Annotated in this window: 26 protein-coding genes; 13 read left to right on the forward strand and 13 right to left on the reverse strand. The window is 48.7% G+C overall.

The features are described from left to right. Positions 1–50: 50 nt before the first annotated feature. The 9 genes from QNM19_RS15355 to QNM19_RS15395 all read left to right on the forward strand — a co-directional run bounded on the left by QNM19_RS15355 (position 51) and on the right by QNM19_RS15395 (position 11188). Positions 51–1889 (forward strand): DUF294 nucleotidyltransferase-like domain-containing protein, encoded by a 1839-nt coding sequence (locus tag QNM19_RS15355; protein WP_284026892.1) that lies wholly within the window; start codon positions 51–53, stop codon positions 1887–1889. Continuing rightward, positions 1886–2503, forward strand: a complete 618-nt coding sequence (locus QNM19_RS15360; protein ID WP_049862918.1) for a 3'-5' exonuclease — start codon at positions 1886–1888, stop codon at positions 2501–2503. Before QNM19_RS15355 ends, QNM19_RS15360 begins: the two co-directional genes overlap by 4 nt. A 157-nt stretch (positions 2504–2660) precedes the next feature. Further along, positions 2661–3674 carry an erythrose-4-phosphate dehydrogenase gene (gene epd, locus QNM19_RS15365; protein ID WP_049862917.1) on the forward strand — a complete coding sequence of 338 codons (1014 nt, stop codon included), beginning with the start codon at positions 2661–2663 and terminating at the stop codon, positions 3672–3674. 31 nt (positions 3675–3705) lie between these two features. Beyond that, entirely contained in the window at positions 3706–4884 is a 1179-nt protein-coding gene (locus QNM19_RS15370; RefSeq protein WP_049862916.1) for a phosphoglycerate kinase, read from the forward strand. A 199-nt stretch (positions 4885–5083) separates the two neighbouring features. Further along, the gene (gene fba / locus QNM19_RS15375) at positions 5084–6148 is read left to right on the forward strand and encodes a class II fructose-bisphosphate aldolase (protein WP_010383466.1); all 1065 of its coding nucleotides are present in this window, start codon (positions 5084–5086) and stop codon (positions 6146–6148) included. Positions 6149–6610: 462 nt separating this feature from the next. Beyond that, the gene (locus QNM19_RS15380; protein ID WP_284026893.1) at positions 6611–7564 is read left to right on the forward strand and encodes a porin; all 954 of its coding nucleotides are present in this window, start codon (positions 6611–6613) and stop codon (positions 7562–7564) included. A 504-nt stretch (positions 7565–8068) separates the two neighbouring features. Continuing rightward, positions 8069–8758: a phosphate regulon transcriptional regulator PhoB gene (gene phoB / locus QNM19_RS15385; RefSeq protein WP_010383464.1), complete on the forward strand. Its 690-nt coding sequence runs from the start codon at positions 8069–8071 to the stop codon at positions 8756–8758. Positions 8759–8814: 56 nt separating this feature from the next. Further along, entirely contained in the window at positions 8815–10143 is a 1329-nt protein-coding gene (gene phoR / locus QNM19_RS15390) for a phosphate regulon sensor histidine kinase PhoR (RefSeq protein WP_049862914.1), read from the forward strand. Between the two features lie 76 nt (positions 10144–10219). After that, the gene (locus tag QNM19_RS15395) at positions 10220–11188 is read left to right on the forward strand and encodes a PstS family phosphate ABC transporter substrate-binding protein (RefSeq protein ID WP_010383461.1); all 969 of its coding nucleotides are present in this window, start codon (positions 10220–10222) and stop codon (positions 11186–11188) included. Between the two features lie 285 nt (positions 11189–11473). Here the strand turns inward: QNM19_RS15395 and QNM19_RS15400 are convergent, their stop codons facing one another. The 8 genes from QNM19_RS15400 to sfsA form a co-directional block, all read right to left on the reverse strand. Continuing rightward, positions 11474–11713, reverse strand: coding sequence for a hypothetical protein (locus tag QNM19_RS15400; RefSeq protein WP_049862913.1), 240 nt, complete (start codon positions 11711–11713; stop codon positions 11474–11476). 79 nt (positions 11714–11792) lie between these two features. Then, positions 11793–12647, reverse strand: a complete 855-nt coding sequence (gene panC, locus QNM19_RS15405) for a pantoate--beta-alanine ligase (RefSeq protein WP_049862912.1) — start codon at positions 12645–12647, stop codon at positions 11793–11795. Beyond that, positions 12647–13441, reverse strand: coding sequence for a 3-methyl-2-oxobutanoate hydroxymethyltransferase (gene panB / locus QNM19_RS15410; protein WP_049862911.1), 795 nt, complete (start codon positions 13439–13441; stop codon positions 12647–12649). The genes panC and panB overlap by 1 nt, the downstream gene beginning before the upstream one ends. Before the next feature lie 55 nt (positions 13442–13496). Further along, positions 13497–14006, reverse strand: a complete 510-nt coding sequence (gene folK / locus QNM19_RS15415) for a 2-amino-4-hydroxy-6-hydroxymethyldihydropteridine diphosphokinase (RefSeq protein WP_049862910.1) — start codon at positions 14004–14006, stop codon at positions 13497–13499. Further along, positions 14003–15364: a polynucleotide adenylyltransferase PcnB gene (gene pcnB, locus QNM19_RS15420; RefSeq protein WP_284026904.1), complete on the reverse strand. Its 1362-nt coding sequence runs from the start codon at positions 15362–15364 to the stop codon at positions 14003–14005. Before pcnB ends, folK begins: the two co-directional genes overlap by 4 nt. Positions 15365–15623: 259 nt before the next feature. After that, positions 15624–16568, reverse strand: coding sequence for a tRNA glutamyl-Q(34) synthetase GluQRS (gene gluQRS, locus QNM19_RS15425; protein WP_049862908.1), 945 nt, complete (start codon positions 16566–16568; stop codon positions 15624–15626). An 18-nt stretch (positions 16569–16586) separates the two neighbouring features. Next, positions 16587–17030, reverse strand: coding sequence for an RNA polymerase-binding protein DksA (gene dksA / locus QNM19_RS15430; protein ID WP_010383453.1), 444 nt, complete (start codon positions 17028–17030; stop codon positions 16587–16589). 260 nt (positions 17031–17290) lie between these two features. Further along, positions 17291–17998: a DNA/RNA nuclease SfsA gene (sfsA, locus tag QNM19_RS15435; protein ID WP_049862907.1), complete on the reverse strand. Its 708-nt coding sequence runs from the start codon at positions 17996–17998 to the stop codon at positions 17291–17293. Between the two features lie 81 nt (positions 17999–18079). Between sfsA and pepB the strand changes: the two genes are divergently transcribed. Beyond that, the gene (gene pepB / locus QNM19_RS15440; protein WP_049862906.1) at positions 18080–19375 is read left to right on the forward strand and encodes an aminopeptidase PepB; all 1296 of its coding nucleotides are present in this window, start codon (positions 18080–18082) and stop codon (positions 19373–19375) included. Positions 19376–19416: 41 nt separating this feature from the next. Here the strand turns inward: pepB and QNM19_RS15445 are convergent, their stop codons facing one another. The 5 genes from QNM19_RS15445 to gpmM all read right to left on the reverse strand — a co-directional run bounded on the left by QNM19_RS15445 (position 19417) and on the right by gpmM (position 24834). Further along, the gene (locus QNM19_RS15445; RefSeq protein ID WP_284026894.1) at positions 19417–19836 is read right to left on the reverse strand and encodes a CBS domain-containing protein; all 420 of its coding nucleotides are present in this window, start codon (positions 19834–19836) and stop codon (positions 19417–19419) included. A 283-nt stretch (positions 19837–20119) separates the two neighbouring features. Further along, positions 20120–20854 carry a divergent polysaccharide deacetylase family protein gene (locus QNM19_RS15450; RefSeq protein ID WP_417712479.1) on the reverse strand — a complete coding sequence of 245 codons (735 nt, stop codon included), beginning with the start codon at positions 20852–20854 and terminating at the stop codon, positions 20120–20122. Positions 20855–20890: 36 nt separating this feature from the next. After that, the gene (locus QNM19_RS15455; protein WP_049862905.1) at positions 20891–22111 is read right to left on the reverse strand and encodes a S41 family peptidase; all 1221 of its coding nucleotides are present in this window, start codon (positions 22109–22111) and stop codon (positions 20891–20893) included. Positions 22112–22149: 38 nt separating this feature from the next. Next, entirely contained in the window at positions 22150–23286 is a 1137-nt protein-coding gene (locus tag QNM19_RS15460; RefSeq protein ID WP_049862904.1) for a murein hydrolase activator EnvC family protein, read from the reverse strand. Positions 23287–23289: 3 nt separating this feature from the next. Next, positions 23290–24834, reverse strand: coding sequence for a 2,3-bisphosphoglycerate-independent phosphoglycerate mutase (gene gpmM, locus QNM19_RS15465; protein WP_049862903.1), 1545 nt, complete (start codon positions 24832–24834; stop codon positions 23290–23292). Positions 24835–25097: 263 nt separating this feature from the next. On the opposite strand from gpmM, the gene QNM19_RS15470 reads away from it, so the two are divergent. The 3 genes from QNM19_RS15470 (at position 25098) to secB (ending at position 26345) form a co-directional block, all read left to right on the forward strand. Beyond that, positions 25098–25529 (forward strand): rhodanese-like domain-containing protein, encoded by a 432-nt coding sequence (locus QNM19_RS15470; RefSeq protein ID WP_049862902.1) that lies wholly within the window; start codon positions 25098–25100, stop codon positions 25527–25529. Between the two features lie 8 nt (positions 25530–25537). Then, the gene (gene grxC, locus QNM19_RS15475; RefSeq protein WP_010383441.1) at positions 25538–25792 is read left to right on the forward strand and encodes a glutaredoxin 3; all 255 of its coding nucleotides are present in this window, start codon (positions 25538–25540) and stop codon (positions 25790–25792) included. A 70-nt stretch (positions 25793–25862) separates the two neighbouring features. Next, the gene (secB, locus tag QNM19_RS15480) at positions 25863–26345 is read left to right on the forward strand and encodes a protein-export chaperone SecB (protein ID WP_010383440.1); all 483 of its coding nucleotides are present in this window, start codon (positions 25863–25865) and stop codon (positions 26343–26345) included.

Below are 26345 nucleotides of genomic sequence, written 5' to 3' on the forward strand. Positions count from 1 at the left end.
CTACTTCATGGCGAAAGCTGTGGAGTAGTTGTCATTTTTTGGGAGGGATTATGACGGCTCACGTACAGGATGTGCTGACCTTTGTGCAGCAACAGGCGCCATTTGGTCAGTTGGCCGACAGCGCGGCAGATTACTTTGTTGAACACCTGGATATCATTTATGTCAGTGCACAGAATCAGGCCCAGTGGTTCAGAAGCGATCAGCCCCAGCTTTATCTGGTACGTTCTGGTCACTTTGATTTGCGGTCGGAGCGGGGAGAGTTGGTTACCCGGCTCGCTGAAGGGGATTACTTTGGTTACCCCTCGTTACTAACGGGTGAGCCAATCAGTAATCAGCTGGAAGTGGTGCAGCCAGGGCTGGTCTATGTATTGCCACAATCGGCATTTGACTTTCTTCGTCGTGAATACAAACCTTTTGAGCAGTATTTTGTGCGTGCCCATGCCAAACGTTTGCTATCCAGTCACTATAAAGAATCGGGAAACAGCTGGTCTGAACGTCCGGTCAGTGAGTTAATGAGTCGGGCAGCAGTGACCCTGGCACCCGATGCCAGTATTCAGGAAGCGGCCAAAGTTATGAAGAAGCATCGGGTTTCTTCGATCATGGTGACTGAGCATGACCAATTATCAGGTGTTGTGACGGATCGCGATTTGCGCAACCGGGTGCTGGCAGAAGGTCTTGATCCTGCCCGGGCTATTGGTGAGATCATGACAGCCAAACCGAAACACATTTTCGAAAACAACCGGATCTTTTCGGCATTGCATTTGATGCTTAAGCACAATATTCATCATCTACCTGTGCTCAGTGAAGATCGCATGCCGATAGGCATGATCACCAGCACAGATCTTTTACGTCAGCAAAAAAGCGATCCGGTGCAGTTGATCGGCCGGATCTATAAAGCATGTAGTTATGCTCAGGTGAGGCAGTTGGCGAAAGAGATCCCGGATCTGTTGAGTGATTTTGCCAATAAGATCGAGGATATTTCACTGATCGGTCAGTTGCTCAGTGGCCTTAGTGATGCACTGACAGGACGCTTGATAGACCTTTATCAGCAGCAGCATGGCAACGCACCCACCCCGTTTGCCTGGATCTGTTTTGGTTCCCAGGCGCGTGAAGAGCAAACCCTGCATTCCGATCAGGACAATGGTCTGTTGTTGCCCGAAGGTGTCACAGATGAACAAAGACAGTATTTTGCTCAGCTTGGCGCATTTGTCTGCCAACAACTGGATGAATGTGGGATCCGCACTTGCCCGGGCAATATTATGGCAAGCAATCCGCAATGTCGGGGCACGCTCAGTGAGTGGTGCGACAGATTTACGAGTTGGATCCATACACCAACACCCCATGCAATGCTGAACTGTAAGATCTATTTTGATCTGCGCTTTATTACGGGATCGGATGTCTTGTTCGGCCAATTTCTGCATCATTTAAATGAGATCCCGAAAAATGCGTTGTTTTACGCTGCGATGGCGGCCGATATTAATGCCAATACGGTGCCGATTGGATTGTTTCAGCAATTTAAGCTTCAGCAGGATAAGCACAAGCACAAATATCTGGACCTAAAAAAGCGCGGTGTGGTGATCATAAACGATGTTGTTCGTCTTTACGCGCTGCAAGCTGGGATCCGTAAAGCCAATACACTGCAACGCTTACAGGCGCTTAAAGCGCACCGAGTGCTCAGTGCTGAAGACATTGCTAACTTGCAAGATTGCTGGCGCTATTTAACGCAGTTACGTTTGCGTACACAGATTGACAAAGAAGGCTTGCCAGAAAATTGCATTAATCCGGAGTATCTAAGCTCACTGGAGCGTCATCAGCTCAAAGAAGCCTTTCATTTGATCAAGCAGGCACAGCAAGCATGTGCCTTTAAATTTGCCAGAGGTAGCCTGTGAGCTGGTTAACCCGACTACGTAATTGGCATGCTTACCGTCATCTTAGACTGGAAGATGCCAACCTGATCGTCTTGGATCTGGAGTTGACTGGATTAGACCCGAAACGAGATGAAATTGTCTCCGCCGCCTGGGTTGAGATCCGACAGGGCCGTATCACGCTTAGCACAGCCCGGCACATGCTGAATAAGGAAGTACGCCAGCTGGGGCAAAGTCCGGTGATCCATGGCGTGGATGAGCGGGCATTGGCACAGGGAAGCAGTTTGCGTGCATTGCTACAGCAACTGGCCGAGTTGTTCGAACAGGGTGTATTGGTATGCCACAACGCCATACTCGACTGGGGCTTTCTCAAGCGGGCGTTCGTGTCTCATGATATCTCTGTGCGTCCTGAGTTGATCCTGGATACCATGCAGATTGAGAGAAATCGTTTGCTCAGACAGGGGAAAACGCTTGCGGCAGATTGCCTGACATTGTCTGCTTGTCGTCAGCGCTATGGGTTACCATCAGCTTGTGAGCATCATGCACTGAGTGATGCGCTGAGTACCGCGGAGCTTTTACTTGCACAAAACAGCCAGTTTGGTGGGGCACATGGGGCGTTACTCAGGCAACTGACATAATTATTTTTGCATATCTCTTACACATTTGTGCCTGGTCGATTACAATAGCGCCATCTTAATACGGAAAGCTTGGGAAATTTATTCGCGTGCGGTCTATACACCGCATATGCAGCAGGATTGAGCCCAATTTTTCACAACGTGGTGGATCTTCAATTTAATGACTATCAAACTGGCTATAAATGGTTTTGGTCGTATTGGTCGCAATATAGTGCGAGCTTTGTATGAATCTGGTCGCCAGCATGACATTCAAATCGTCGCCATAAATGAACTTGCCGATCCGCAGGGCATTGCACATCTGCTGAAATACGATACCTCACATGGGCGTTTTGCTTTTCCTGTTCACCTTGATGCGCCTTATCTGACGGTTGGAGAAGATAAAATCCAACTGTTTAGCGAAGCCGATCCCAGCCATTTACCCTGGCATGCCCTCGATGTTGATGTTGTTTTAGAGTGTACTGGTGTATTTCATTCCCGTTTTCATGCTCAGGCACATTTGCGCGCGGGTGCCAAGAAAGTGTTGTTCTCTCACCCGGCTGACGCGGACGTCGATGCCACCATAGTGTATGGTATCAATGACAAAGAACTGCGTCCTGAGCATACCATCGTATCAAATGGTTCATGTACCACTAACTGTATTGTCCCTGTCATAAATGTATTGGATGATGCTTTTGGGATTGGCTCGGGCACCATCACAACGATCCATGCGTCTATGCATGATCAACAGGTGATTGATGCCTATCATCCTGATCTGCGGCGGACCCGCGCAGCAAGTCAGTCAATTATCCCGGTGGATACTAAGCTGGCCCGCGGGATCGAGCGGATCTTGCCTAAATTTCATGGCTGTTTTGAAGCCATTGCAGTGCGGGTACCCACCATTAATGTGACGGCAATGGATCTGAGCGTGACCCTGAACAGTGATGTGACACTTGAACAAGTGAATAATGCATTACAACAGGCCGCTGGTGGTCCGTTGCAAGGGATACTGGACTACACTGAAGAGCCTTTGGTCTCGGTGGATTTTAATCATGATCCACATTCCAGTATCATAGATGGTACCCAAACACGTGTCAGCCAGAAACGGTTGGCGAAGTTGCTGGTGTGGTGCGACAACGAGTGGGGATTTGCAAATCGCATGCTCGATACAGCCACAGCAATGACACAAGTTAATTAAAAACTCAGTATCGTTCTTGAAGGAGATGTCAATGTCAGTCATTAAGATGGCGGATTTAGATTTAAACGGCAAACGCGTTCTGATCCGTGAAGATCTTAACGTACCGGTGAAAGAAGGTAAGGTTACATCAGATGCCCGTATCAGAGCGTCTTTACCTACCATTAAACTTGCCCTGGAAAAAGGTGCCAAGGTTATGGTGATGTCTCACCTGGGTCGCCCAACGGAAGGGGAATACGATGCGCAGTATTCACTACAACCAGTTGTTGATTATCTTAACGACGCGCTAGATCAAAATGTGCGTCTGGTTGATAACTATCTGGACGGCGTTGATATCGCAAACAATGAAGTTGTGGTATTTGAAAACGTCCGCTTCAATGTTGGTGAAAAGAAGAACGATGAAGCTCTGTCTAAGAAGCTGGCAGCACTCTGTGACGTGTATGTGATGGACGCATTTGGTACGGCGCACCGTGCTCAGGCATCAACGCATGGTGTTGGCTTGTTTGCTGAAGTTGCCTGCGCAGGTCCGCTGCTGGCGGCAGAGCTGGATGCATTAGGCAAAGCGCTAGATAACCCGGCACGCCCTCTGGTTGCTATCGTGGGTGGCTCTAAAGTGTCTACTAAACTGACAGTACTTGATTCACTATCTACAGTGGTTGATCAACTAGTTACTGGTGGCGGGATTGCGAATACCTTTATCGCTGCAGCAGGTAATCCGGTAGGTAAGTCTTTGTATGAAGCAGATCTGATTGATGAAGCGAACAAACTGAGTGCCGCTGCGCGGGCCAATGACGGAGACATTCCTGTGCCGACAGACGTGGTAGTGGGTGACGAGTTCTCAGAGTCTGCGGTTGCAGAGATCAAAGATGTGGCGGAAGTCCGTGACACTGACATGATCTTCGATATTGGCCCTGAAACGGCTAATACGCTGGCTAAGATTATTGCCAACGCAGGTACTGTGGTTTGGAATGGCCCGGTGGGCGTATTTGAATTTGATCAATTCGGTAATGGTACTGAAGCGATTGCTAATGCGATTGCAAAGTCCAGCGCTTTCTCAATTGCTGGCGGTGGTGATACCCTTGCTGCGATTGATAAATATGGCGTAGCAGATGAAATCTCATACATCTCGACTGGCGGTGGTGCGTTTTTAGAGTTCCTTGAGGGGAAAAAACTGCCAGCAGTCGCTATGCTTGAACAAAGAGCGAAAGCGTAATTCAAGCACGATGCTGCGCAATACGTCGCAGCATCACATTTTTGGGCCGATAGTTTGGTCCGGTTTTGAGACTCTCTCACATTTATTCTCAAAACAAATTGAGTGTGTAGCACTTAAAATTTTATCCCGTTCAAATCGATGAGCACGAGTGCTGATCTGGAAATTTCAGCTTCACTCATCAACAATTGGAGAAAGCACAATGGCTTTAATCAGTATGCGTCAATTGCTGGATCATGCCGCAGAGCATGGTTACGGCGTTCCTGCCTTTAATGTAAATAACCAAGAGCAAATGCGCGCTATTATGGAAGCGGCAGACAAAACCAACAGTCCGGTGATTGTTCAGGGCTCGGCAGGCGCACGTAAGTACGCAGGGGCACCGTTTATTCGCCATATGATTTTGGCCGCAGTGGAAGAATGGCCACATATTCCGGTTGTTATGCACCAAGATCACGGTACATCTCCGGGCGTCTGTCAGCGTTCAATTCAGCTCGGCTTTTCATCAGTTATGATGGACGGTTCTTTGATGGAAGATGGCAAAACCCCGTCTAGCTATGAGTACAATGTCGATGTAACACGACGTACTGTAGAAATGGCACATGCTGGTGGTGTTTCGGTTGAGGGTGAACTGGGTGTACTGGGTTCACTAGAAACGGGTGAAGCGGGTGAAGAAGATGGCATTGGTGCGGTAGGTAAACTCTCTCATGATCAACTGCTGACCGATCCTGAAGAAGCGGCTGACTTCGTTAAGAAAACAGGGGTTGATGCACTGGCCATTGCTTGTGGTACTTCTCATGGTGCCTACAAGTTTACGCGTCCACCAACGGGTGACATCCTGGCAATCAACCGTATCAAAGAGATCCATGCACGCATCCCGAACACTCACTTGGTCATGCACGGCTCTTCATCGGTACCTCAGGAGTGGTTGGCTGTGATCAATGAATTTGGTGGTGAGATCCCAGAGACGTATGGTGTACCCGTTGAGCAAATCGTTGAAGGCATCAAGCACGGTGTGCGTAAGGTAAACATTGACACTGACTTACGTTTGGCTGCGACAGGCGCTATTCGTCGTCATCTGGCACATAATCCGGCTAACTTTGACCCTCGTAAGTACCTTGCTGAAGCAACGAAAGCGATGACAGAGATCTGTGTTGCGCGTTACGAAGCGTTTGGTACTGCGGGTCATGCAAGCCGCATTAAGCCAATCTCTTTGGACGATATGCACCTGAAATACCTGTCTGGCGAGCTGGATCCTCAGATCAAATAAATACTAACACGACACAATTGGGTTAGTGTTAAATGCCGCAGTGTGTGCACTGCGGCATTTTTGTTTGTGTTGATTGCCTCTGGCACATACGCCGATCCTATTGGGATCAGAGTTTTACCTACCTATGTAATCAGGGATCAGATCTTGACTAAGTGACGAGAGTTAAGAGGTTTTCGGATCGTGATCTTACTAAGTCAGAGAAGGATCTGGGCGCGTTATCCCCTTGGAACCGATCTAAAATCAATAAGTTAACCCTCTGGTTGTGTTGAGTGTGCCAGAACAGATCATTTTGCTTAGTAAAAACATGATCCCGATCGGATCTTGTTGGTATAAATGTGATCTCTGACGTTTTGACTTAGAAAAACTTTGATCCAGCGGTACATCACTTGATCTCTGATACAGAGCGTCTAGCTTTAAATAATACTCTATTCTGCTCACGTTAAATTTTATTGGGGTCAAAGTATGAAAAAATGCTTTATGGCTGCCCTTATTGGGTGTTCTGCGCTGGCTTGCATGGAAGTACAGGCTGAAGAGCTCAAGGTTTACGGTCGCGCCCATTTGGGTGTGGCAAACAGTGATACGGGAAGTGGCTCAGATACATCCGTTGAGAGCTATGCCTCCAGGATGGGGATCAAAGGCGGAGCAGACATAGACACCGGGATCTCTGCGTTTTATAAGTTGGAATTTCAGGTTGAAATGTCAGAAAACGACAACGACGGTAAGTCTGAAGAGAACATTACCGCCCGTTCACAATATGTGGGTGTCAAAGGCCGATTTGGTCAGGTTTTAGTGGGTCGGGCTGACACGCCTATGAAGAAGTCTCAGGGGAAAGTGGATCTCATGAACGACTTCAACGCCGACATCAAGAGCTTTTTTGTTGGTGAAAACCGCCTTGGCGACACGTTACAATATACAACCCCTTCATTGAATCACCTTAAATTTACAGTCAGTTATATCAGCGAGGACAACAGCAAGCAAAATGGCGAAAGCGGGTTGTCGATGGCAGCCTCTTATGGTGACAGTAAACTGAAAAAAACCGCGATTTATGCCAGTGTGGCACGCGATGAAGAGGTCGCAGGCCAGGATATTACTCGTATTACTGTACAGGGCAAAGTGGCTAAAGTGACCTTAGGTGCCAGTTATCAGCAAAGTGAAGCCATTGACAGTAATGACACGGTAGACAGTTACATGGCCAGTGCATCATTGAAGTTGGACAATGGTTATAAGTTGCTGGCGCAATATCAAAACTCCGATGGTGCCTCCGGCAAGCTGAAGGACTCTGGTGATGCAACTTCCATCGGGGTTGAAAAAAGCCTATCAAAGCAAACGAGAATGTACTTATGGTACACGAAAATCGATCTCGATAACGAAGCGGATCAGGATCATATGGCACTGACATTGAGGTATGACTTTTAGCGTACAGGGCGGGCTTATACTCAATAGCGCCACTTGAACAAGTATGCATTTAATAGTGTCATGCTAAAGGGACTGTGCAACATGATAGAATCCCACTCGATTAATAGGGCTTAGTAACCCTCATATCGCTGGGATCAAGTTTATCGTCATAACCCAGTCTGAGCGCACTGTTACTGAGCCATTGTGCCGTGTAACGGAGTTGGTTTGTAAATGAACTTAAATGGCCCGTATGTCTGGCGTTACGTGGCTTTTACAGCGTTGGTTTTGCTTTTTGTCTACGCAAACCGACAAAACAAACCTGACTAAACAAGGATTTAACCCATTTGCTGGTCAAAGTAAGCTAGCATTTCGATGAAACTTGCGTTTTTTCAGTATTATAGCTTTGTATTTGTTTGGCCCTATTTTTTTCCCAATTGTCATCTTTTATCACTTGGTATTTCATAAAACTGTCATACTTAGTCATAATAATGAAACCCACTTCGGTAACGTAAGAGATAAATGGGAATGTCACGTAAAGTACTGGTAGTTGATGACGAAGCGCCGATCAGAGAAATGTTGGTGTTTGTGTTGGAACAAAATGGTTTTCAAGCCATTGAAGCTGAAGACTATGATTCTGCAATTGCAGCTATGGTTGAGCCTTATCCTGATATGGTGTTATTGGACTGGATGTTGCCAGGTGGCAGCGGTATTCAGATTGCCAAAAAATTTAAGCAAAGCGAATACACCAGACAAATCCCGATTATCATGCTAACAGCACGTGGGGAAGAAGAAGATAAGGTCAAAGGATTGGAAGTGGGTGCAGACGACTACGTTACTAAACCTTTCTCTCCAAAAGAATTAATGGCACGTATCAAAGCGGTGATGCGACGGGTTTCACCAACGTCACTGGAAGAGGCTATTGAAGTGCACGGGTTACGTCTTGATCCGATCTCACACCGTGTAACCTCAGCTGGTAATGAGCTGGAAATGGGGCCTACTGAATTCAGATTGTTGCATTTCTTTATGACACACCCGGAGCGCGTTTACAGCCGAGAACAGTTGCTGGATCACGTTTGGGGCACTAATGTGTATGTTGAAGATCGTACAGTGGATGTTCATATCCGTCGTTTACGCAAAGCGATTGCACCATTGGGCCATGATCGCCTGGTACAAACCGTACGCGGTGCTGGTTATCGCTTCTCGAGTAAGCTGTAAAGCACCTGGCGCTATGGTAGGCTAACCGTGGCGCATTTTCTTTAGGATCATTTTGTATGTATAGGGTGATTGATAAACAGGCGTTATTGAAACGCCTGTTTTTGTATTTCCTGCCATTAACCCTGATTGGGATCTTATTAGGCGCACCGTTTGTATTACTCTTTATCGGTGCCATGGTGCTATTGATCTGGCATTATCAACAACTGTATCGACTGAGTGACTGGTTGATCAACCAGCGCAGTTTTAACCCACCTGAAGGCTCAGGAGCCTGGGAGCAGATCTTTGAAGGGATCTACCAGTTACAACATCGCAACCGTAAAAAGCGCAATGAGCTGGCTGAATTGATCCGACGTTTTCGCGAAGGCGCCGAGGCGGTACCGGATGCTGTGATTGTGATGCAACAGGATCTTAGTATTGTCTGGTGTAATCAACTTGCCCTCAAGGTGCTGGGCCTGCAATGGCCGACAGATCATGGGCAACGCTTGGATAACCTGATCCGCGATCCTAAGTTCGTCAAATATATGCAGGCTCATGATTTTGATGATCCCCTGGAGATGGAGTCTGGGCATGGCGGAGAGCGTGTATTAGAGTTTCGGGTTATGCCCTACGCAGAGCAGTTAATGATGGTGGTGCGTGATATCTCCAGACTGAAACAGCTCGAGCAGATGCGCAAAGACTTTGTTGCCAATGTATCTCACGAACTGCGTACACCACTGACAGTGGTGACTGGCTATCTGGAGATGATGGAAGGCGATAATATGCCACCGCCGGCAATGTGGAACAAAGCGCATCATACCATGATAGAGCAGTGCAAACGGATGGATAGCTTGGTCAATCAACTGCTCTCCTTATCCCGCATTGAAGGGCAACGTAACCAGGACAATGACAAAGCGGTGAACGTGCCAGCCATGCTGACTCTGATCCAGACTGAAGCCAATTCACTGAATCAGGATAAACATCATGAGATTGAGTTTAACGTTGATCAGGCTCTGGATATTAAAGGGTGTGTTGATGAGCTACGTAGCGCCTTTTCCAATCTGGTGTTCAATGCCATTCATTACACTAAGCCTGGCGGCAAAATCACCGTAAACTGGTTCCTGGAGTCAGAGCGTGCCCGCTTTTCTGTTATTGATAATGGTGATGGGATTGCGCCTGAGCACATTAACCGGCTCACAGAGCGCTTCTATCGTGTAGATAAGGCACGTAGCCGCAAAACCGGTGGCTCTGGGCTGGGTTTGGCCATCACCAAACACGTCTTGTCACGTCATGACTCACATCTGGAAATTGATAGTACACTGGGCAAAGGATCGTGTTTCTCATTTGCCTTCGAAAAAGAAAAACGCATTTTTATGACAAGTAACGAAAGTCATAAAAGTGTCATTTGAGAGTAATTTTATTGTCATTTGTTTTCTGCACAATGTGCTCAGAAATTAAATGGGAAGAACATTTGGAGTGACCCCAATGAAATTTAAAAGCTTAGTTGCCGCAATGGGTGTGGCTGTAACAACACTGGTATCTGCTCAAGCCTCTGCACTTGATAAGAATCTACCTGAGTACAACAAAACCAGCGGTATCTCAGGTAACTTTTCATCTGTGGGTTCTGACACACTGGCTAACATGATGACGTTCTGGGCAGAAGAGTACAAACGTATTTACCCTAACGTGAACATTCAAATTCAGGCTGCGGGTTCTTCTACTGCACCACCAGCTTTGACAGAAGCGACAGCCAACTTCGGCCCAATGAGCCGTAAGATGAAGTCGAAAGAAATCGAAGCGTTTGAAAAGCGTTATGGTTATAAGCCGACTGAGGTACGTGTTGCTATCGATGCATTGGCAGTATTCGTACACAAAGATAACCCAATTCAGGGTCTGCGTATCGACCAGGTTGATGCTATTTTCTCATCAACACGTAAGTGTGGTGCTTCTGAGCAAGTAGAGCGCTGGAGCGACTTAGGTCTGTCTGGCGACTGGGGTAGCAAAGACATTCAGTTGTATGGTCGTAACTCAGTATCAGGTACTTATGGTTACTTTAAGAAAAAAGCCCTGTGTAAAGGTGACTTCCGTAACAACGTAAACGAACAGCCTGGTTCAGCCTCAGTGGTTCAGTCAATCTCTTCTTCAGTGAATGCAATTGGCTACTCAGGCATTGGTTATAAGACATCAGGTGTGCGCACAGTACCGCTGTCGAAAAAAGGCGACAACTTTGTTGATGCGACACTGGACAATGTTGCAAAGGGTAAGTACCCACTGTCTCGTTTCCTATACCTTTACGTGAATAAGCACCCGAACAAGCCGCTTTCTCCAATTGAAGCTGAGTTCCTGAAAATGGTGCTGTCAAAAGAAGGTCAGAAGATCGTAGAGAAAGATGGTTATGTACCACTTTCAAGTCAGCTTGCAAGCAAAGAGCTTAAGAAGCTAGGCCTGCTATAAGCATTGCACAGAAAGAAAAAACCGCTCTAAGAGCGGTTTTTTTATACCAATTTGCTTAATTAAGTGAGCTATTTTGAGGCGAGAAAATAGGGTCGATAGCACCGCTCCCGCGTCCTGCTATCGCTGAGGCACCTACATCCCTATAGGCGAGGCAAAAATTTGTGAACCTATGTCTAAGGTTCTAAATGAGAAATTTTTAACGCTATTAGCGTCCTATTTGCTCTTTCAAATAGACCAGGTATTAAGTGAAATTGGTATAATGTCTATTTTTGCCAGCAATAGTTTTTAATACAAGGTGTTATTACGCTGCTGCTGAGTGAGCTGCTCAGCCTGCGCCTTGCATTGGTTAAACGACTCAATACACCCATCGCTACACACCTGCATGGCCATTGACTGAGGGTTCGCACGTTGCTCGCAGCTTTGTTCGCATTGATAGTTCTGTTGTGCACACTGGTTCAGTTCAGGGGAATTGGTATTACTACAGCCTGCCAGTAGCAAGGCAATAATCGATATCTGTGGTTTCATGAGACAGTCCTGCAAGAGAGTAATTTAAATTAGGATCCCACAGCGCTGTGCGCCGAGAACTCAGGGATCCTATACATTGTTATGCGTCGGTGAGGACCTGGATATTATCGATTAGTCTCACCTGGCCGAGGTAAGCCGCAGCCAAAATGACAAACTCACCGTCTTCCAGTGTAGCAGGTTTTAGGCTCTGTCTTTGTGCGATAGAGAAGTAATCAGGTTGAAGTCCCGCATCTTTGAGTACAGATTTGGCTGTCTGCTCCAGCGTTGCATAATCGCGTACGCCGTCTTGCAGTTGCTGTGCGGTATCATTTAATACCTGATATAGCACTTTAGCGGTTTCTTTTTCTTGTTCAGATAAATAGCCATTGCGTGAACTCATTGCCAGCCCGGAAATTTCCCGCTGAGTCGGTACGCCAATAATTTCGATAGGCATCGATAAGTCGCGGACCATGGTTTTGATAACCTGAAGTTGCTGATAATCTTTTTCCCCAAAGCAGGCAAAATCAGGTTGTACCAGGTTGAATAATTTAGTGACGACCGTAGCAACGCCTCTGAAGTGACCGCTGCGGCTGCCACCGCAATAGCCTTCGGATACACCAGGAACATCGACATAGCTTTGTGTGTCGAGCCCGTTTGGATAGATAGCGTCAACACTGGGGGTAAAGACAATGTCTGTGTCCAGTTCGGCTAAGCCTTGTTTATCCTGAGTTAGTGTCCGCGGGTACTTGTCCAGGTCTTCGTTGGCACCAAATTGCATTGGATTGACAAAAATACTGACCACCACTTTGTCCGCCAGAGTTTTGGCCTTTTCAACCAGAGAAAAATGCCCCTGATGTAAATTGCCCATAGTGGGAACAAAGGCAATGCTTTGCCCTTGTTGTCGCCAGGCCTTGATTTGGCTACGCAGAGATTTGATTTCTGTAATTGATTGCATTAGTTAAACTCGTGTTCCTGAGAGGGGAATGCTCCGCTTTTCACATCGGCGCAAAACTTTTCGACCGCTTCAGGCATGTTGCCCGTCTCGGCGAGGAAGTTTTTCGAAAACTTAGGAATATAGCCTGCAGAGATACCGACCAGGTCGTGCATAACCAGGATCTGGCCATCGGTGTCTTTACCCGCTCCAATACCAATGACCGGAATACTCAGCGCTTCGCTGATACGTTTTGCCAGTGAAGAAGGAATACACTCCACAACCAGCAGCTGTGCCCCAGCCTGTTCTAAGGCAATCGCATCGGCAACCATTTTCTCCGCCTGTGCGTCTTCGCGGCCCTGAATTTTAAAGCCACCGAAGACATTCACGGACTGTGGTGTCAGGCCTAAATGACCACACACTGGGATGCCTTGTTGGGTGAGCAAACGAATAGAATCAAGCAGCCATTCACCGCCTTCCAGTTTGACCATATTTGCGCCTGAACGCATTAACGTTGCCGCGTTTTCGCATGCTTGTACCGGGTTAGCGTAGCTCATGAAGGGCATATCTGCGATCACAAATAGCTCTTTGCTGCCAGCGCGAACACAGCGAGTATGATAGGCAATATCAGTGGTGGTGACAGCCAGTGTATCTTCGCCGCCTTGCAGTACCATACCTAATGAATCTCCGACCAGGATAATGTCAACGCCATTGTCATAGAACAGCTTGGCAAAGCTGGCATCGTATGCGGTTAGTGCCGTGATTTTTGTTCCTTCACGTTTTTTCTTGGCCAATGTTGAAACGGTTACTTTAGCCATATTTCCCCCTTTGTGTTCAATTCGATGCTGAGCGCACTGCGGTGCTCAGGTCATGCTATGCAAGCGACGCTGCAACAGGATACTGACTAATGGCAGTCAGCCCGTTACGTGGTAATGTCGTGGCGATGTCCGCCAGTGCCTGGCCTGTGGGTAAAGTGAGTTCGGGTGCAATCTCCAATAGTGGAAAGACCACAAATTCACGTTCACATAAGCCATAATGCGGTACGATCAGTCGTTGCGTTGCTATTTGCGCATCGTTGTATAACAGAATATCCAAATCTAAGGTACGTGGACCCCAACGTTCGGCTTTGCGTACCCGGCCGTGTTGCAGTTCAATCTGCTGGAGCAAATCGAGTACCTCAATGGCAGGTAGATCCGTGATAAGTTTGGCAACGGCGTTCACATAGTCGGGTTGGTCCTGCGGACCCATAGGTTTTGAGGCATAAAAGCTGGAGACCTGTACGAGCGTGAGTACAGGCGATGTGTTCAGGGCGTCCAGCGCATTACGTAGCTGTGCCTCAGGGGCGTTAAGGTTCGCCCCCAGTCCAATATAAACGGTGTTCATGATTCGGAATTAGGTTTTCTGCGTGGTTTGTTTCTGGGACGGCGTCTGCGTCTTTCTGAGCCTCCAGAGCGTTGACCCAGTGCTTTCACCATCTCTTTTTGTCCGGACACGTCCTGTTGTAAATAGTCGGTCCACCAGTTTGCCAACTCTTGTTGCTCAGTTTCGCCACTTTCAACCCGTAACAGCAGGAAATCATATCCGGCTTTGAATCTGGGTTGCAGGCTGAGACGATAGGCGCGTTGGCCACCGCGTTTATCCAGGCGTTGTTGGATGTGCCAGATGTCTCGTGCACCTAGCGTAAAGCGCTTGGGCACGGCAATATGACGCGCGTTTTCGGCCAGAACCTGACTGATTGCCTGCATAAAGGCATCATATTCGTTCATACCTTCCGCTATCAGCGTGTTGCAACGATCGCGCAGTGGGAACCACAACAGGGCTGCATAAATAAAGGCCGGAGTGACCTTTTTATCTGCGTTGATGCGGTCGTCCGTATTGGCAAACATTTTTTGGATAAAGGTAATTTCAAATTCACTGTCAGCGCTATCTAAAATGGCATCCACGGCCGGAAATAGCTGTTTAAACAGACCATATTTTCTGAGCATCAGGAAGTTAGCTTCGGCCTTGCCACCCAAAAAGAGTTTCAGAGTTTCTTCAAACAAGCGGGCTGGTGGAATGTTACCAAGCAATGGGGCCAGTTCAGCAATCGGCGCTTCAGTTGGGCCTGCAATGGTCATATCCAGCTTAGTGGCGAAACGTACCGCGCGAAGCATACGAACCGGATCTTCGCGATAACGGGTTTCAGGGTCGCCGATGAGTTCTATTTTACGGTGCTCAATGGCCGCAATACCGCCGGCAAAGTCTCGGATGCTGAAGTCGTTAATCGAATAATAAAGCGCATTAATTGAAAAGTCGCGGCGCTGTGCATCCTCTTCAATGGTGCCATACACATTATCGCGCAGTAGCTGACCCTGGTCGCTTGACTGACTGGTCGGATCCGGGTTGTCTTGTGCCTGATGATGTCCGCGCATGGTGGCCACTTCGATGATTTCCCGGCCGAAAACGATGTGCGCAAGGCGAAAACGGCGGCCGATTAAACGACAGTTACGAAATAGCTTTTTGACTTGTTCAGGTGTGGCGTTGGTCACCACGTCAAAATCTTTCGGCTCAATCCCTAACAAAATATCACGAATACAACCACCGACCAGGTAGGCGTCATAGCCGCCATCTTTAAGTCGGTACAGCACTTTGATTGCATTGGGGCTAAATTGTTTGCGCGAGATTGCATGCTCACTGCGTGGTATCAACACAGGTGTAGCGCTGCATGTCACGGTTCCTACCGGATCTTTGCCTTTAACTATCTGGCGGCAAAGCTTAATAATTTTGGAAATAATAACGACTCTCCTAACGACCCTGAACAATCAATATTGCGTGCAATAATGCATACACACTCGCCATACGGCCATAGAACCTGTTTTAGTTTGTATAGTGTAGGCGAATTAACGAGGCCCGCTATCATATACTCAAATGGGGTCAAATTGAAGGAGCGGGCGTGGATTCATGATTAAAAATCCAACATGGGATTGAGTGCCTGGACCTGGAGGAAAGATGGCTGTGGCCTCAGGCGGTTAACCGGGTAAAATCATAGTGTCCGTCGCTCAACAGAGAAACCTGGATCTCACGATGACGCGGTAAAGCTTGTAAGGTAAATTGCTGTTCTGCCCAGCGCACAATGGTGGGTACGGAGTCGTTTTGCAATTCGTCCGGAACAGGCAAGCCCAGAAAGCGTAACGCGGCACACAACGCAGGCTGTGGCCTGGTATTGTCGATAGCGGGGGCATGGTTTTGCTTGGACAGTTTAAAGCCGGGCTGTGCCACTGCGAGCGAGACATGGGCATAGTCTGGCGCGTCGCCAATAAGCTGTCTGAACAAGCTGATCTGGCGTGCGGTGGGCTCTAACAGATCGGCACCGCGCACAATGCGAGTAATTTGCTGGTCAATGTCATCGACGACCACAACTAACTGGTAAGCAAACAGATCGTCACGGCGTTTTACGATATAGTCTTCTTCAGCTAAAGCGTTGCTCAATATAACCTCACCCTGAAGCAGATCGGTGAATGAATAAACGGGTTGGGTTTGAGTAAGTCTCAGTGCATTGCCTTCGGGTGTGAGCTGTCGCTCCCGACAATGGTTATCATAAATGCCACCGCGTTGCTTGAGCGCTTTGCGGGTACAGCTGCAAGGGTAGATCAGATCTGCGGCACCTAGCTGCGCAAGTACATCCTGATATAAGTCGTGACGCTGGCTTTGATAAACCACTTCACCATCCCAATGCAGACCATAGGCGTCCAAAGTTCTGAGAATGTCATCGGCGGCACCTGCAACCACTCTGGGTGTGTCTATGTCTTCCATGCGAACCAGCCACTGACCTTGATTGATTTTGGCATCGAGATAACTGGCGAGTGCGGCGATCAATGAACCGAAATGGAGCGCACCGGAGGGAGAGGGAGCAAATCGACCTCGATAGCTCCCGGATAGATAATCGCTATTAAACTGGGGTAGCATAGCTGAGACGAACGTGTGTTAGCCCCGGCCTTGTTGTTTTTCTTTTATTTCAGCGATTGATTTACAGTCTACACATAGGTCCGCTGTTGGGCGGGCCTCAAGGCGGCGAATACCAATTTCAATGCCACATGAGTCACAATAACCGAAATCGTCGTCTTCGATCAGTTGTAGTGTTTTTTCAATTTTCTTGATCAGCTTACGCTCACGGTCACGGGTACGCAGTTCTAAAGAAAACTCTTCTTCCTGTGCTGCACGATCGACTGGATCCGGGAAGTTTGCCGCTTCATCTTGCATGTGGCTCTTAGTGCGGTCAACTTCGTTACGAAGATCGCTACGCCACGCTTCCAGTAATTTTTTGAAATGCGCACGTTGTGCGTCATTCATATATTCTTCACCCGGCTTTTCCTGATAAGGTTCTAAACCGGCTTGAGCCAACAACCCTAGTTTTTTCTGGTCTGGCATAGCATTCTCCTAAATCCTTAATAAACAACCCCAGCTAACGCCGGCGGCTATAGATAGCAAAATCTTTACCCCTTGGCAAACACTTTTTGCTTGTTAGACCACTCCCGGTTTGAAGGTATGATCGGAATCACAAAGTCGCGACGGACGGGGGTCACACTGACATTTGCAGCTATATGGAGGCAAATTTTCTACTTTCAAGCTTAATACTCATTATACTGCACTTTTTATGCCGTAAGATCACTGTTGTATATCACGCTAGTTTAGCGCTCAGCAAAGGGAAGTGCCTCGGTGAGTATGATTTCCTGGGTTGATACTTTGGCCCGGTAGGCGTAGATCTCGACCCCGTGTGCCAGCGCTTCCTCAATCAGTGCGGCGTACTTGCTGTCGATATGAGCGGCTGGTTTAACCTGCGCGATACCGTTGTGCATGACGACAAACAGCAACACAGCGCGCATCCCTTGTTGGCGAGTCTGGATCAGTTCGCGCAGATGCTTTTGACCTCGAGTGGTCTGGGCATCCGGAAAATAGCCTTGTCCCTGTTCGAGCAAGGTCACAGATTTCACTTCTATGTAGCAGTCTGGTTTGTCCTGGTCCTGGAGTAAGATGTCGATGCGGCTATTCTCTGTGCCGTATTTCACTTCACTGCGTTGTGTCTGGTAGCCACTCAGCTCGGGAATGCGGTCCTGTTCAAGCGCTTCTATGGCAACCTTATTGGCCACCGCGGTATTCACGCAGATCAGGTCGCCATCTTGAGTTTCTGTCAGTTCCAGCGAGTGCGGATATTTGCGTTTCGGATTGTCACTGGTTGAGTAGTAGGCAGCAAAGCCAGGGTCAGCACACCCCGTCATTTTACCTGTGTTGGCGCAATGGACGGTGAATTCTTGTTGTGTATCGCTGCGCAAGTCAACCAAAAAGCGTTTATAGCGTTTTAGCAAGGTGGCTTTTGCCAGTGGGGCGTGAAACTTCATAGATTAATCGCATTCATTTGGGGCATTTTGCCCGCTAGTGTACACTGCAAGTAACTAATAAGCGCAAGAGTGAAATCATATATGGCTGACAAATTTATTGTTCGACTGACGGATCAGGCCCCGGCTGCACACTGGGGTGGCAATGCGACTTTATCGTACGATCAGGAAGGTGCGCTGGTGCACCTGAGCGAACACGAGACACTGAAGACCATTCAAAAAGCGGGCCGCAGCGTGGCACAGCAAGGGATCCTGGCGGTTGAGTTACAGGGTGATGCCTGGTGCACTGAATCTCAGTGGGCATTTTATCAGGGGTTTGTAAGCCCGAAGCAACTGGATGGTGTTACCTTCTGTGATAACGCACAGTCTGACCTCAGTGAACTACAGGCACTGAAAACGGCTGCAACCTGGACCCGTCAGATGATCAATGGCACGGCTGAAGACATTTATCCGGAAAGCCTGGCAGGTAAAGCGGCTGAGTTTATTCAGTCACTGGCCCCCGAGCATGTCAGCTACCAAATCATTAAAGGGAACGCCCTGCTTGAACATCAATGGATCGGGATCCATGAAGTGGGCCGGGGCAGTGAGCGTCCTCCGGTATTACTGGAGCTGGATTTTAACCCAACAGGCGATGAAGACGCCCCGGTTGCGGCAGCGTTGGTGGGTAAAGGTATCACCTTTGATTCAGGCGGTTATTCAATTAAGCCAAGCGAAGGCATGCTCACCATGAAATGTGACATGGGCGGCGCAGCGACAGTGACAGCTGGCCTGGCTATTGCTATCCAGCGTGGCATAGACAAGCGCATCAAGCTGTTCTTATGCTGTGCGGAAAACTTAATTTCAGGTCATGCTTATAAGCTGGGAGATATCCTGACTTATAAAAATGGTACCACAGTTGAAATTGTCAACACGGATGCGGAAGGTCGTCTGGTACTGGCTGATGGTCTGATGGCTGCCGGTGAAACCGGTGCGCCATTGATTATTGACGCAGCTACTCTGACGGGCGCAGCCCTGGTTGCGGTTGGTCAGGAATACAATGCTCTGTTTGGTCTGGACAAAGAATTAGTGAGCGAAGTACAACAGTATGCTCATGAAGAATTTGAGGCGGCCTGGCCGTTGCCACTGGAAAAATGGCACCAGAACAACTGTCCGTCTGCGTACGCTGACACAGCGAACAGCCGTGCACAAAAGGGCGGTGGCTTCGGTGGTGCATCTAATGCAGCGGGCTTCTTGTCTCGCTTTGTGCCCAATGAAGGCCAGGGCTGGGTGCATATCGACCTGGCAGCCTCGTTCCAGAACACAGGGGGCTCGCAATGGGCATCGGGCGCAACAACGTTAGGTATGCGCACAGTAGCACGTACCCTGCAAGCTAAAGCCTGATAGGACTGAAATGCAAAGAAAAAGCCCCAACAGGGGCTTTTTTATGACAGTAAGGCGGCGGCCAGACGGACAAAGTCCGATGAAGTCAAAATACCTAACAATTTGCCCTTGTCATCTGTGACCGGCATGCAGCCATGACGGTTATCAACAAAAAACCGCACCACTTCCTGTAAGCTTTGCTGTGGCTGAACACTGGCAAAGTCGGTGGCCATCACTTCAGCAACTTGTTGTTGTTTTTCTTTACGCTCCAGTGCATTGGTGCCGTAGGTGGCAATGATCCCCATCACTTTGGCAATCATGATCTTCTGTGTCAGCATACCAACCAGCATGCCATTGTCGTCTATGACCGGGATATGGCGAATGTTCTTTTCACGCATCAGGTTATGGGCATCGTTGAGGGTATTGGTTTCACTAACCGCCAGTGGATCTGGCGTCATTAAATCGGCAACTGTGGTTAACATAGTACTTCCTTAAGCGAGCATGCTGTCTGAGTTAAGTCTAGCCGACACCGGGCATCAGTGAATGGTCCCAGATCAAATTTTTCTGCCAATGCGTTTAATTAAGACGCATCTATCCCGCTGAGGGAAGCCCGTGTCCGGTTATTGTTGAGGCGCTTACCTTTGTACAGACGTGACAAGAGATTGCGAGCTTGTCTTCTGGCTGCATCCCAAAATAGGGCTTTTGGAGTGCAGCTAATAGACGGTTTAATCGCTGAGGAGGGTGATGTATTGATGCCGACAGGCCTTATTCCGAGGTGAGCGGGCTACGTTTTACCGCAGCCAGCTGGATGTACTTTTGTTCAACCAGGTGTGACAAAGGAACCAGTTCGATGCCCTCGTTTGCCAATTCGCCCAGTGCTTCGGCAAGAAAGAGTCGGGTTTGCGGATAGGGGTGCGCAATCCCGATGGCGTAGCCTTGCTGACGGGCAAGTGATTTTAGTTCTTCAAACTGGCGACGCAGTGCATCGGGCTGTGTCTGGTTATCTAAAAAGACATGGCGGGCGACATTAGCAACACCATACAAATTGGCTACATTCTGGGCCTGACTGAGTTCTGTGGTGCGGCTGTCAAGAAAGTATAGCCCGCGTTTTTTGAGGAGCTCCATGGTCCACTTCATTGGCTCGACAGATTGGGTGAGTGCTGAGCCCATGTGATTATTGACGCCTTTGACCTGAGGTAAGGTTGCCAGCGCATGGCCCAGCGTGGTTTGCAGCTGCCATTTGCGCATGTCTAAGGTCAGGCCACCGGGTCCCAGAGCTTTGTCTTCAAGTGCCTGCATCGGTATGTGCAACAGCAATTCGCGGCGCTTGTGACTGGCCTGATAAGCAAAGCGTTGTGAAAACGGGGTGTGTGGTAAAATGGCGTAACTCAATTGGCCGGGCAGATCCAGCAGTTCTAGGTCACGTTCGTGATATCCAATGTCGTCGATGACGATGGCAACCTGGTTGCCATAGCTTGGTGCCGCGCAGAGAAAAAGCACCAAAAAGCTTGTTATAAGTAAGCGCACTATCCTGAATTATTGTTGTAAATTATGGTTTTGTAATAGCTGTTCCGCTTCTTGCCAATGTTTATCTAGGTTGGCAACAAAGGTCAGTCTGACCTTTTTTTCACCAGCCATTATAGCGTCTTTGTCCAGTTCTAAAAGTACTTGTTTACTAAAAATCACATCTGGCTGGATCCCGGTTCCTTCTATGGACTGGCCTGAGGGAGTGAAATAGCGAGCCGTGGTCAGCTTAAGTGCGGTGGTACCATTGCCTATGGGGATCAAAGACTGAACTGACCCTTTGCCATAAGAGCGGTTACCCAGGATCAATGCCCGGCTGTTGTCTTGCAGTGCGCCGGCCAGTATTTCGGCTGCTGAAGCGGACTGCTCATTGATCAGCACTAACATTGGGGCACCATTGAGTATATCGCCCTGGGCAGCAAAAAAGCGTTGATTGGCATCATAAAAGCGTCCCCGGGTACTGACGATGGTGCCGCTTTGCAAAAACAAATCTGAGATGGCCACAGCACTGTTGAGTGTGCCGCCGGGATTGTCTCTCAAGTCGATGATCAGGCCCTTGAGTGGTGCCCCCAGATGGCTATTGAGCATGCTGATATGACGGGCAATGTCGTGGTAACTGTGATTATTAAAGCTGCTTAGTAGCACATAACCAATGCCGCCGGGTAACAGCTGGCTGGAGACACTACGCAGAGTGATCTCCTGACGTCTGAGTGCCAATGTGACTTCTGTATTGGCGCGCTCCACGGTGAGTTGTATGGTCGAAAATTGGGCCTCTCGCAGTAGCTTAGAGACTTCAGCAATAGATTTCCGTTTCACATCATGGGTGTTGATGGCCAACAGCTTGTCACCGCCCTCAATGCCCGCGGCTTCTGCCGGAGAGCCTGGCAGCGTATCGACAATAACGACGCCATCCTCGACTTCTTCTACCTCAATACCCAGTCCGGTGTAGCGGCCGTTGGCCGCGCTGAATAAGGCTTCAAGTTCGTGCTCGTCAAGGAACTTAGAATAGTCATCAAGCTGGGTAAGTAATTCACTAAAGTTGTCTTTTTTTACATGGCTAAGCGGCAGATCTTCCACATAATAGGTGTGTATATGATAGAGAATTTCGTCAATTTGCTCGCTGGATAGCTGTTTGGCACTAAGCGGTAAACACAGCAAACTGAGCATCAGGCCGAGTACAAACAGCCAATGCCAGAGGTGGTTTTTATCAGGTTGAACACATGGAGTCATCATATGCTGCTCCTCACTGGGGGGCAGCATCGGTTAGTCAGTTAACTGGATCTGCACCATTTTACTGGATCAACAGCGCTTCCCTTATGCCGTATTTCGAAGTATAGACCAGGATCAGTTTGTCCGCCGCTTTGCCCAACCAGAGCAATGGGCTCGCCTGGCATAACCTGATCGCCAACGTCTTTGAGCAGGGTCTGGGCATGACCGTACAGGCTCATAAAGCCTTCCCCATGATCCAATACGATGACCCAGCCAAAACCGTTCAACCAATCGGCATAGACCACCTGACCCGGTGCGACACTATTAACCGGTGTGCCATTGCTGCCGCGGATCACGACGCCTTTCCAGTTCATGCCAACATGTTTGCGCTGACCAAATCTGTGTTTCAGACGGCCATCGAGAGGCCAGGCAAGTTTGCCCTTTAACCTTTGTAGTCCTTGCAGTTGCGCCACATATTGTTCTGGGCTGCTGGCCTGCTCTGAGGCTAAGGTTTCGAGGGTGGAAATTAAGGTTTGCTCGTTCTCTTCAAGGTAGGCGATAGCCGCTTTTGCCTGACTGAGCTTATCGTTGAGTTTGGCCAGGTGGGTTTTGCGGGCGTTTTGCGCCAGCATTAATTCGTCCCGACGGACGGTCTGCTGCGCTTGTAACGCAAGCAGCTGTTTCTTTTTACGCTCTAACTGGGCACGGTTTTCTGCCAATTTGGCAAATACTGATTTGAGGGCTTCGAGCTGCGCGATACGTGCCTGGTTAAAGTAATCGTAGTAACTGATGGTGCGCTCTAACGCCGCGGCATGTTGCTGGTTCAACAGCATTTTTGAGTAATCGTGGCTGCCTGTGACATAGGCACTTTTGAGCTGTGCTGCCAGCAGCCGCTGTAAGCGCTTTTTTTGCAATTCAAGCTGCTCTGCTTCGCGTTGCAGCGTGTATTGTTGTTGTTTGTTTTCGCTGATCCCTTGCTCGGTGAATGCCAGTGCCTTGGCACTCTTGGCGATTTCCAGCTCAAAAGACTGCAGGGTGCTTTTGAGTGCACTAAAGCTGGCTTGTTGCTGTTGATAGGCGGCCTGACTCTTTTTGAGCTCAGCCTGCACCGCAGCCAGATCGGCTTTGGTGCGGGTTTCATTTGCCTGTCCCAGTAAAGGCAGCAAACAGACCGAGAGTACAGCAAGCGTATGGCGCATAAATTACTTCAGTAGCATGACGGGAGAACCAGTCATTTCCTCAGGTTGTGCCATACCCAGCAGATGCAACATAGTCGGTGCGACATCGCTGAGGGTTTTACCCGTTTGTGGTTGTGCATCGCGGCCGATATAGATGAAAGGTACAGGCTCGCTGGTGTGTGCCGTGTGGGCCTGGCCTGTTTTGCTGTTCACCATTTGCTCGGCATTACCGTGATCGGCTGTGATCAGTGCTTCACCGCCGGCTTCTTCCAATGCAGCAACAACGCGGCCAATACAGGCATCGACGGCTTCACAGGCCTTTACAGCCGCATCAAATACGCCGGAGTGACCGACCATGTCGCCATTCGGGTAGTTACAGATGATCACGTCGTGCTCGCCACTGTGAATGGCGTCAATGAGTGTGTCGGTCAGCAAGGCTGAGTTCATCTCAGGCTGCAAATCATAAGTAGCAACTTGCGGTGATGGGATCAGCTCGCGCTTTTCACCTTCAAAGAGGTCTTCACGACCACCACTGAAGAAGAAAGTCACGTGGGCATATTTTTCTGTTTCAGAAATGCGTAGCTGCGTTTTATTATGCTTGGCTAACCATTCGCCCAATACATTGGTGAGCTTCTCCGGTGCAAAGGCGATAGGGGCATGAATGTCGGCAGCATACTCTGTCATCATCACAAAACCGCTCAGCACTGGCGCTTTTTGTTTGTTGAAGCCATCAAAGTCGGCATCCACAAACGCACGGCTCATTTGACGGGCGCGGTCAGCACGGAAATTGAGGAAGATCAGCGTATCGCCATCGTTGATGGTGGCTGCTTCCTGGTCTTCTGCGGCAATCACCGTGGCGTTAACAAATTCGTCGTTTTCATCGCGGTCATAGGCGGCGTTCAGGGCGCTGACGCCATCGGCAAAACGGTGCTCAGCCTGGCCACAGACCATCAGGTTATAAGCGGCTTCAACGCGCTCCCAGCGGTTATCGCGATCCATGGCATAGTAACGACCTACAATTGAGGCCAGACGACCACAGCCCAGCTTAGTGAAGAGTGCTTCAATACGTTCAATCGAAGCCTGTGCACTGCGAGGAGGGGTATCACGACCGTCCAAAAAGGCGTGGAAGTAAACCGCTTTGGCACCGCGCTTAGCTGCCAGCTCGATGGCGGCAACAATGTGATCTTCGTGACTGTGTACGCCGCCCGGACTCAGTAGTCCCATCAGGTGAACCGCTTTACCAGCTGCAACGGCCTTGTCGATGTTATCGACCAGTGCGGGGTTATGCTCAAACTCGCCATCATCAATGGCTTTGGTGATGCGGGTAAAGTCCTGGTAGACGATACGGCCGGCACCGAGGTTAACGTGGCCGACTTCTGAGTTGCCCATCTGACCGTCTGGTAATCCCACATCCAGGCCTGAACCAGAGATCAGCGTACGCGGACGTGTTTGCCATAGTTCATCTAATACCGGCGTGTTGGCTGCTAAAATAGCATTGCTCTCAGCATCTTCGCGGTATCCCCAGCCATCTAGGATCATTAATACCAGAGGTTTTTTCTTCACAGTCATTTGGGCTCCTGAAACGTGCACGAAATCTGGCCATAGGATACCCTGTTTTATATGATTATTCAGCCCTCTAAGCGTGATTTATCCTCAACCACTTTAAAATTCACATTAGCCATTAACTATGAGGGCACTTAGCTATGCCGAGTGCTGTGCAGGGGATTGGGCAGTGTCAGTGGACTGAGCGATTACGTCACAGATGTTTGTACCAACGCCCGTAAGAAAGTATACTCGCGAGCAATTTCATTTTCCCGGTTGGTAAGAACAATATGGAACAATACATCGAGTTTTTAGGCAGAAACCCCATTCTCAGCATCATCTGGCTGGTTTTAGCAGCTATGTTGGTCTCTAGCTGGTTGAAAGGCATGTTTTCTAAAATCCGTCAGATCAATCCGCAACAGCTCACTATCCTGGTGAACCGTCAGGAAGGTCAGGTGTTTGACATGCGTGCAGTGAAGGAGTTTAACGGTTCGCGCATCGCAGGCAGCGAACACATGAATGTGGAAAAAGCCAAACAAAATGATTTCGCAGGACTTGAAAAGTTCAAAACTAAGCCCATTATACTGGTGTGTAACACCGGCATGACCGCATCTGGCATTGCCAGCAATATGTACAAAGCGGGCTTTGAGCAAGTATACGTTTTGTCGGGTGGTTTTGGTTCCTGGCAAACAGCCGGCCTGCCAACCGCCTCGGGTAAATAGGAGTAAATATGAGCCAAGTTGTTATTTATACAAAGGATTACTGTCCTTACTGTCATCGCGCAAAGGCGTTGCTGGATAGTAAAGGTGTCACATATACCGAGTATGATATCGGCGCGCAACCCGAGCTGCGTGAAGAGATGATCAGTAAAGCAAATGGCGGTCATACTGTGCCACAGATTTTCATCAAAGAGCAGCACATTGGTGGTTGTGACGACATGATGGCACTTGAAGCACAAGGTAAGCTGGACGCATTACTGAAATAACTTTTGGCATCCCGGGTACGACTCGTGGTGCTGCCCCACATTAAATAAAGACGAATAATTAGGAAGAACAATGACAGAGCAAAACAACGCAGCTGCTGCAGAAGAACAACAAGGTCCACAATTTAACATTCAGCGCATCTATACCAAAGACGTGTCTTTCGAAACGCCTAACTCTCCGGCTATTTTCCAGAAAGAGTGGACACCTGAGGTAAAACTGGACATGGACACGCGTTCTGCCAAGCTGGACGAAGGTGTATATGAAGTTGTTCTGGCACTGACTGTGACTGCGTCATTGGGCGAAGAAACCGCATTCCTATGTGAAATCCAGCAAGCAGGTATCTTCTCTATCGGTGAACTGGAAGAGCTACAAATGGCACACATGCTTGGCGCATTCTGCCCGAACATCCTGTTCCCGTATGCACGTGAAGCGGTATCTGGTCTGGTTAACCGTGGTACTTTCCCACAATTGAACCTGGCACCAGTTAACTTTGACGCGCTATTTGCTCAGTACATGCAGCAACGTGCCGCGCAAGAGCAAGCTGCTGACGCATAA

Source organism: Pseudoalteromonas ardens, from assembly GCF_030125445.1.
Lineage (GTDB): Bacteria > Pseudomonadota > Gammaproteobacteria > Enterobacterales > Alteromonadaceae > Pseudoalteromonas > Pseudoalteromonas ardens.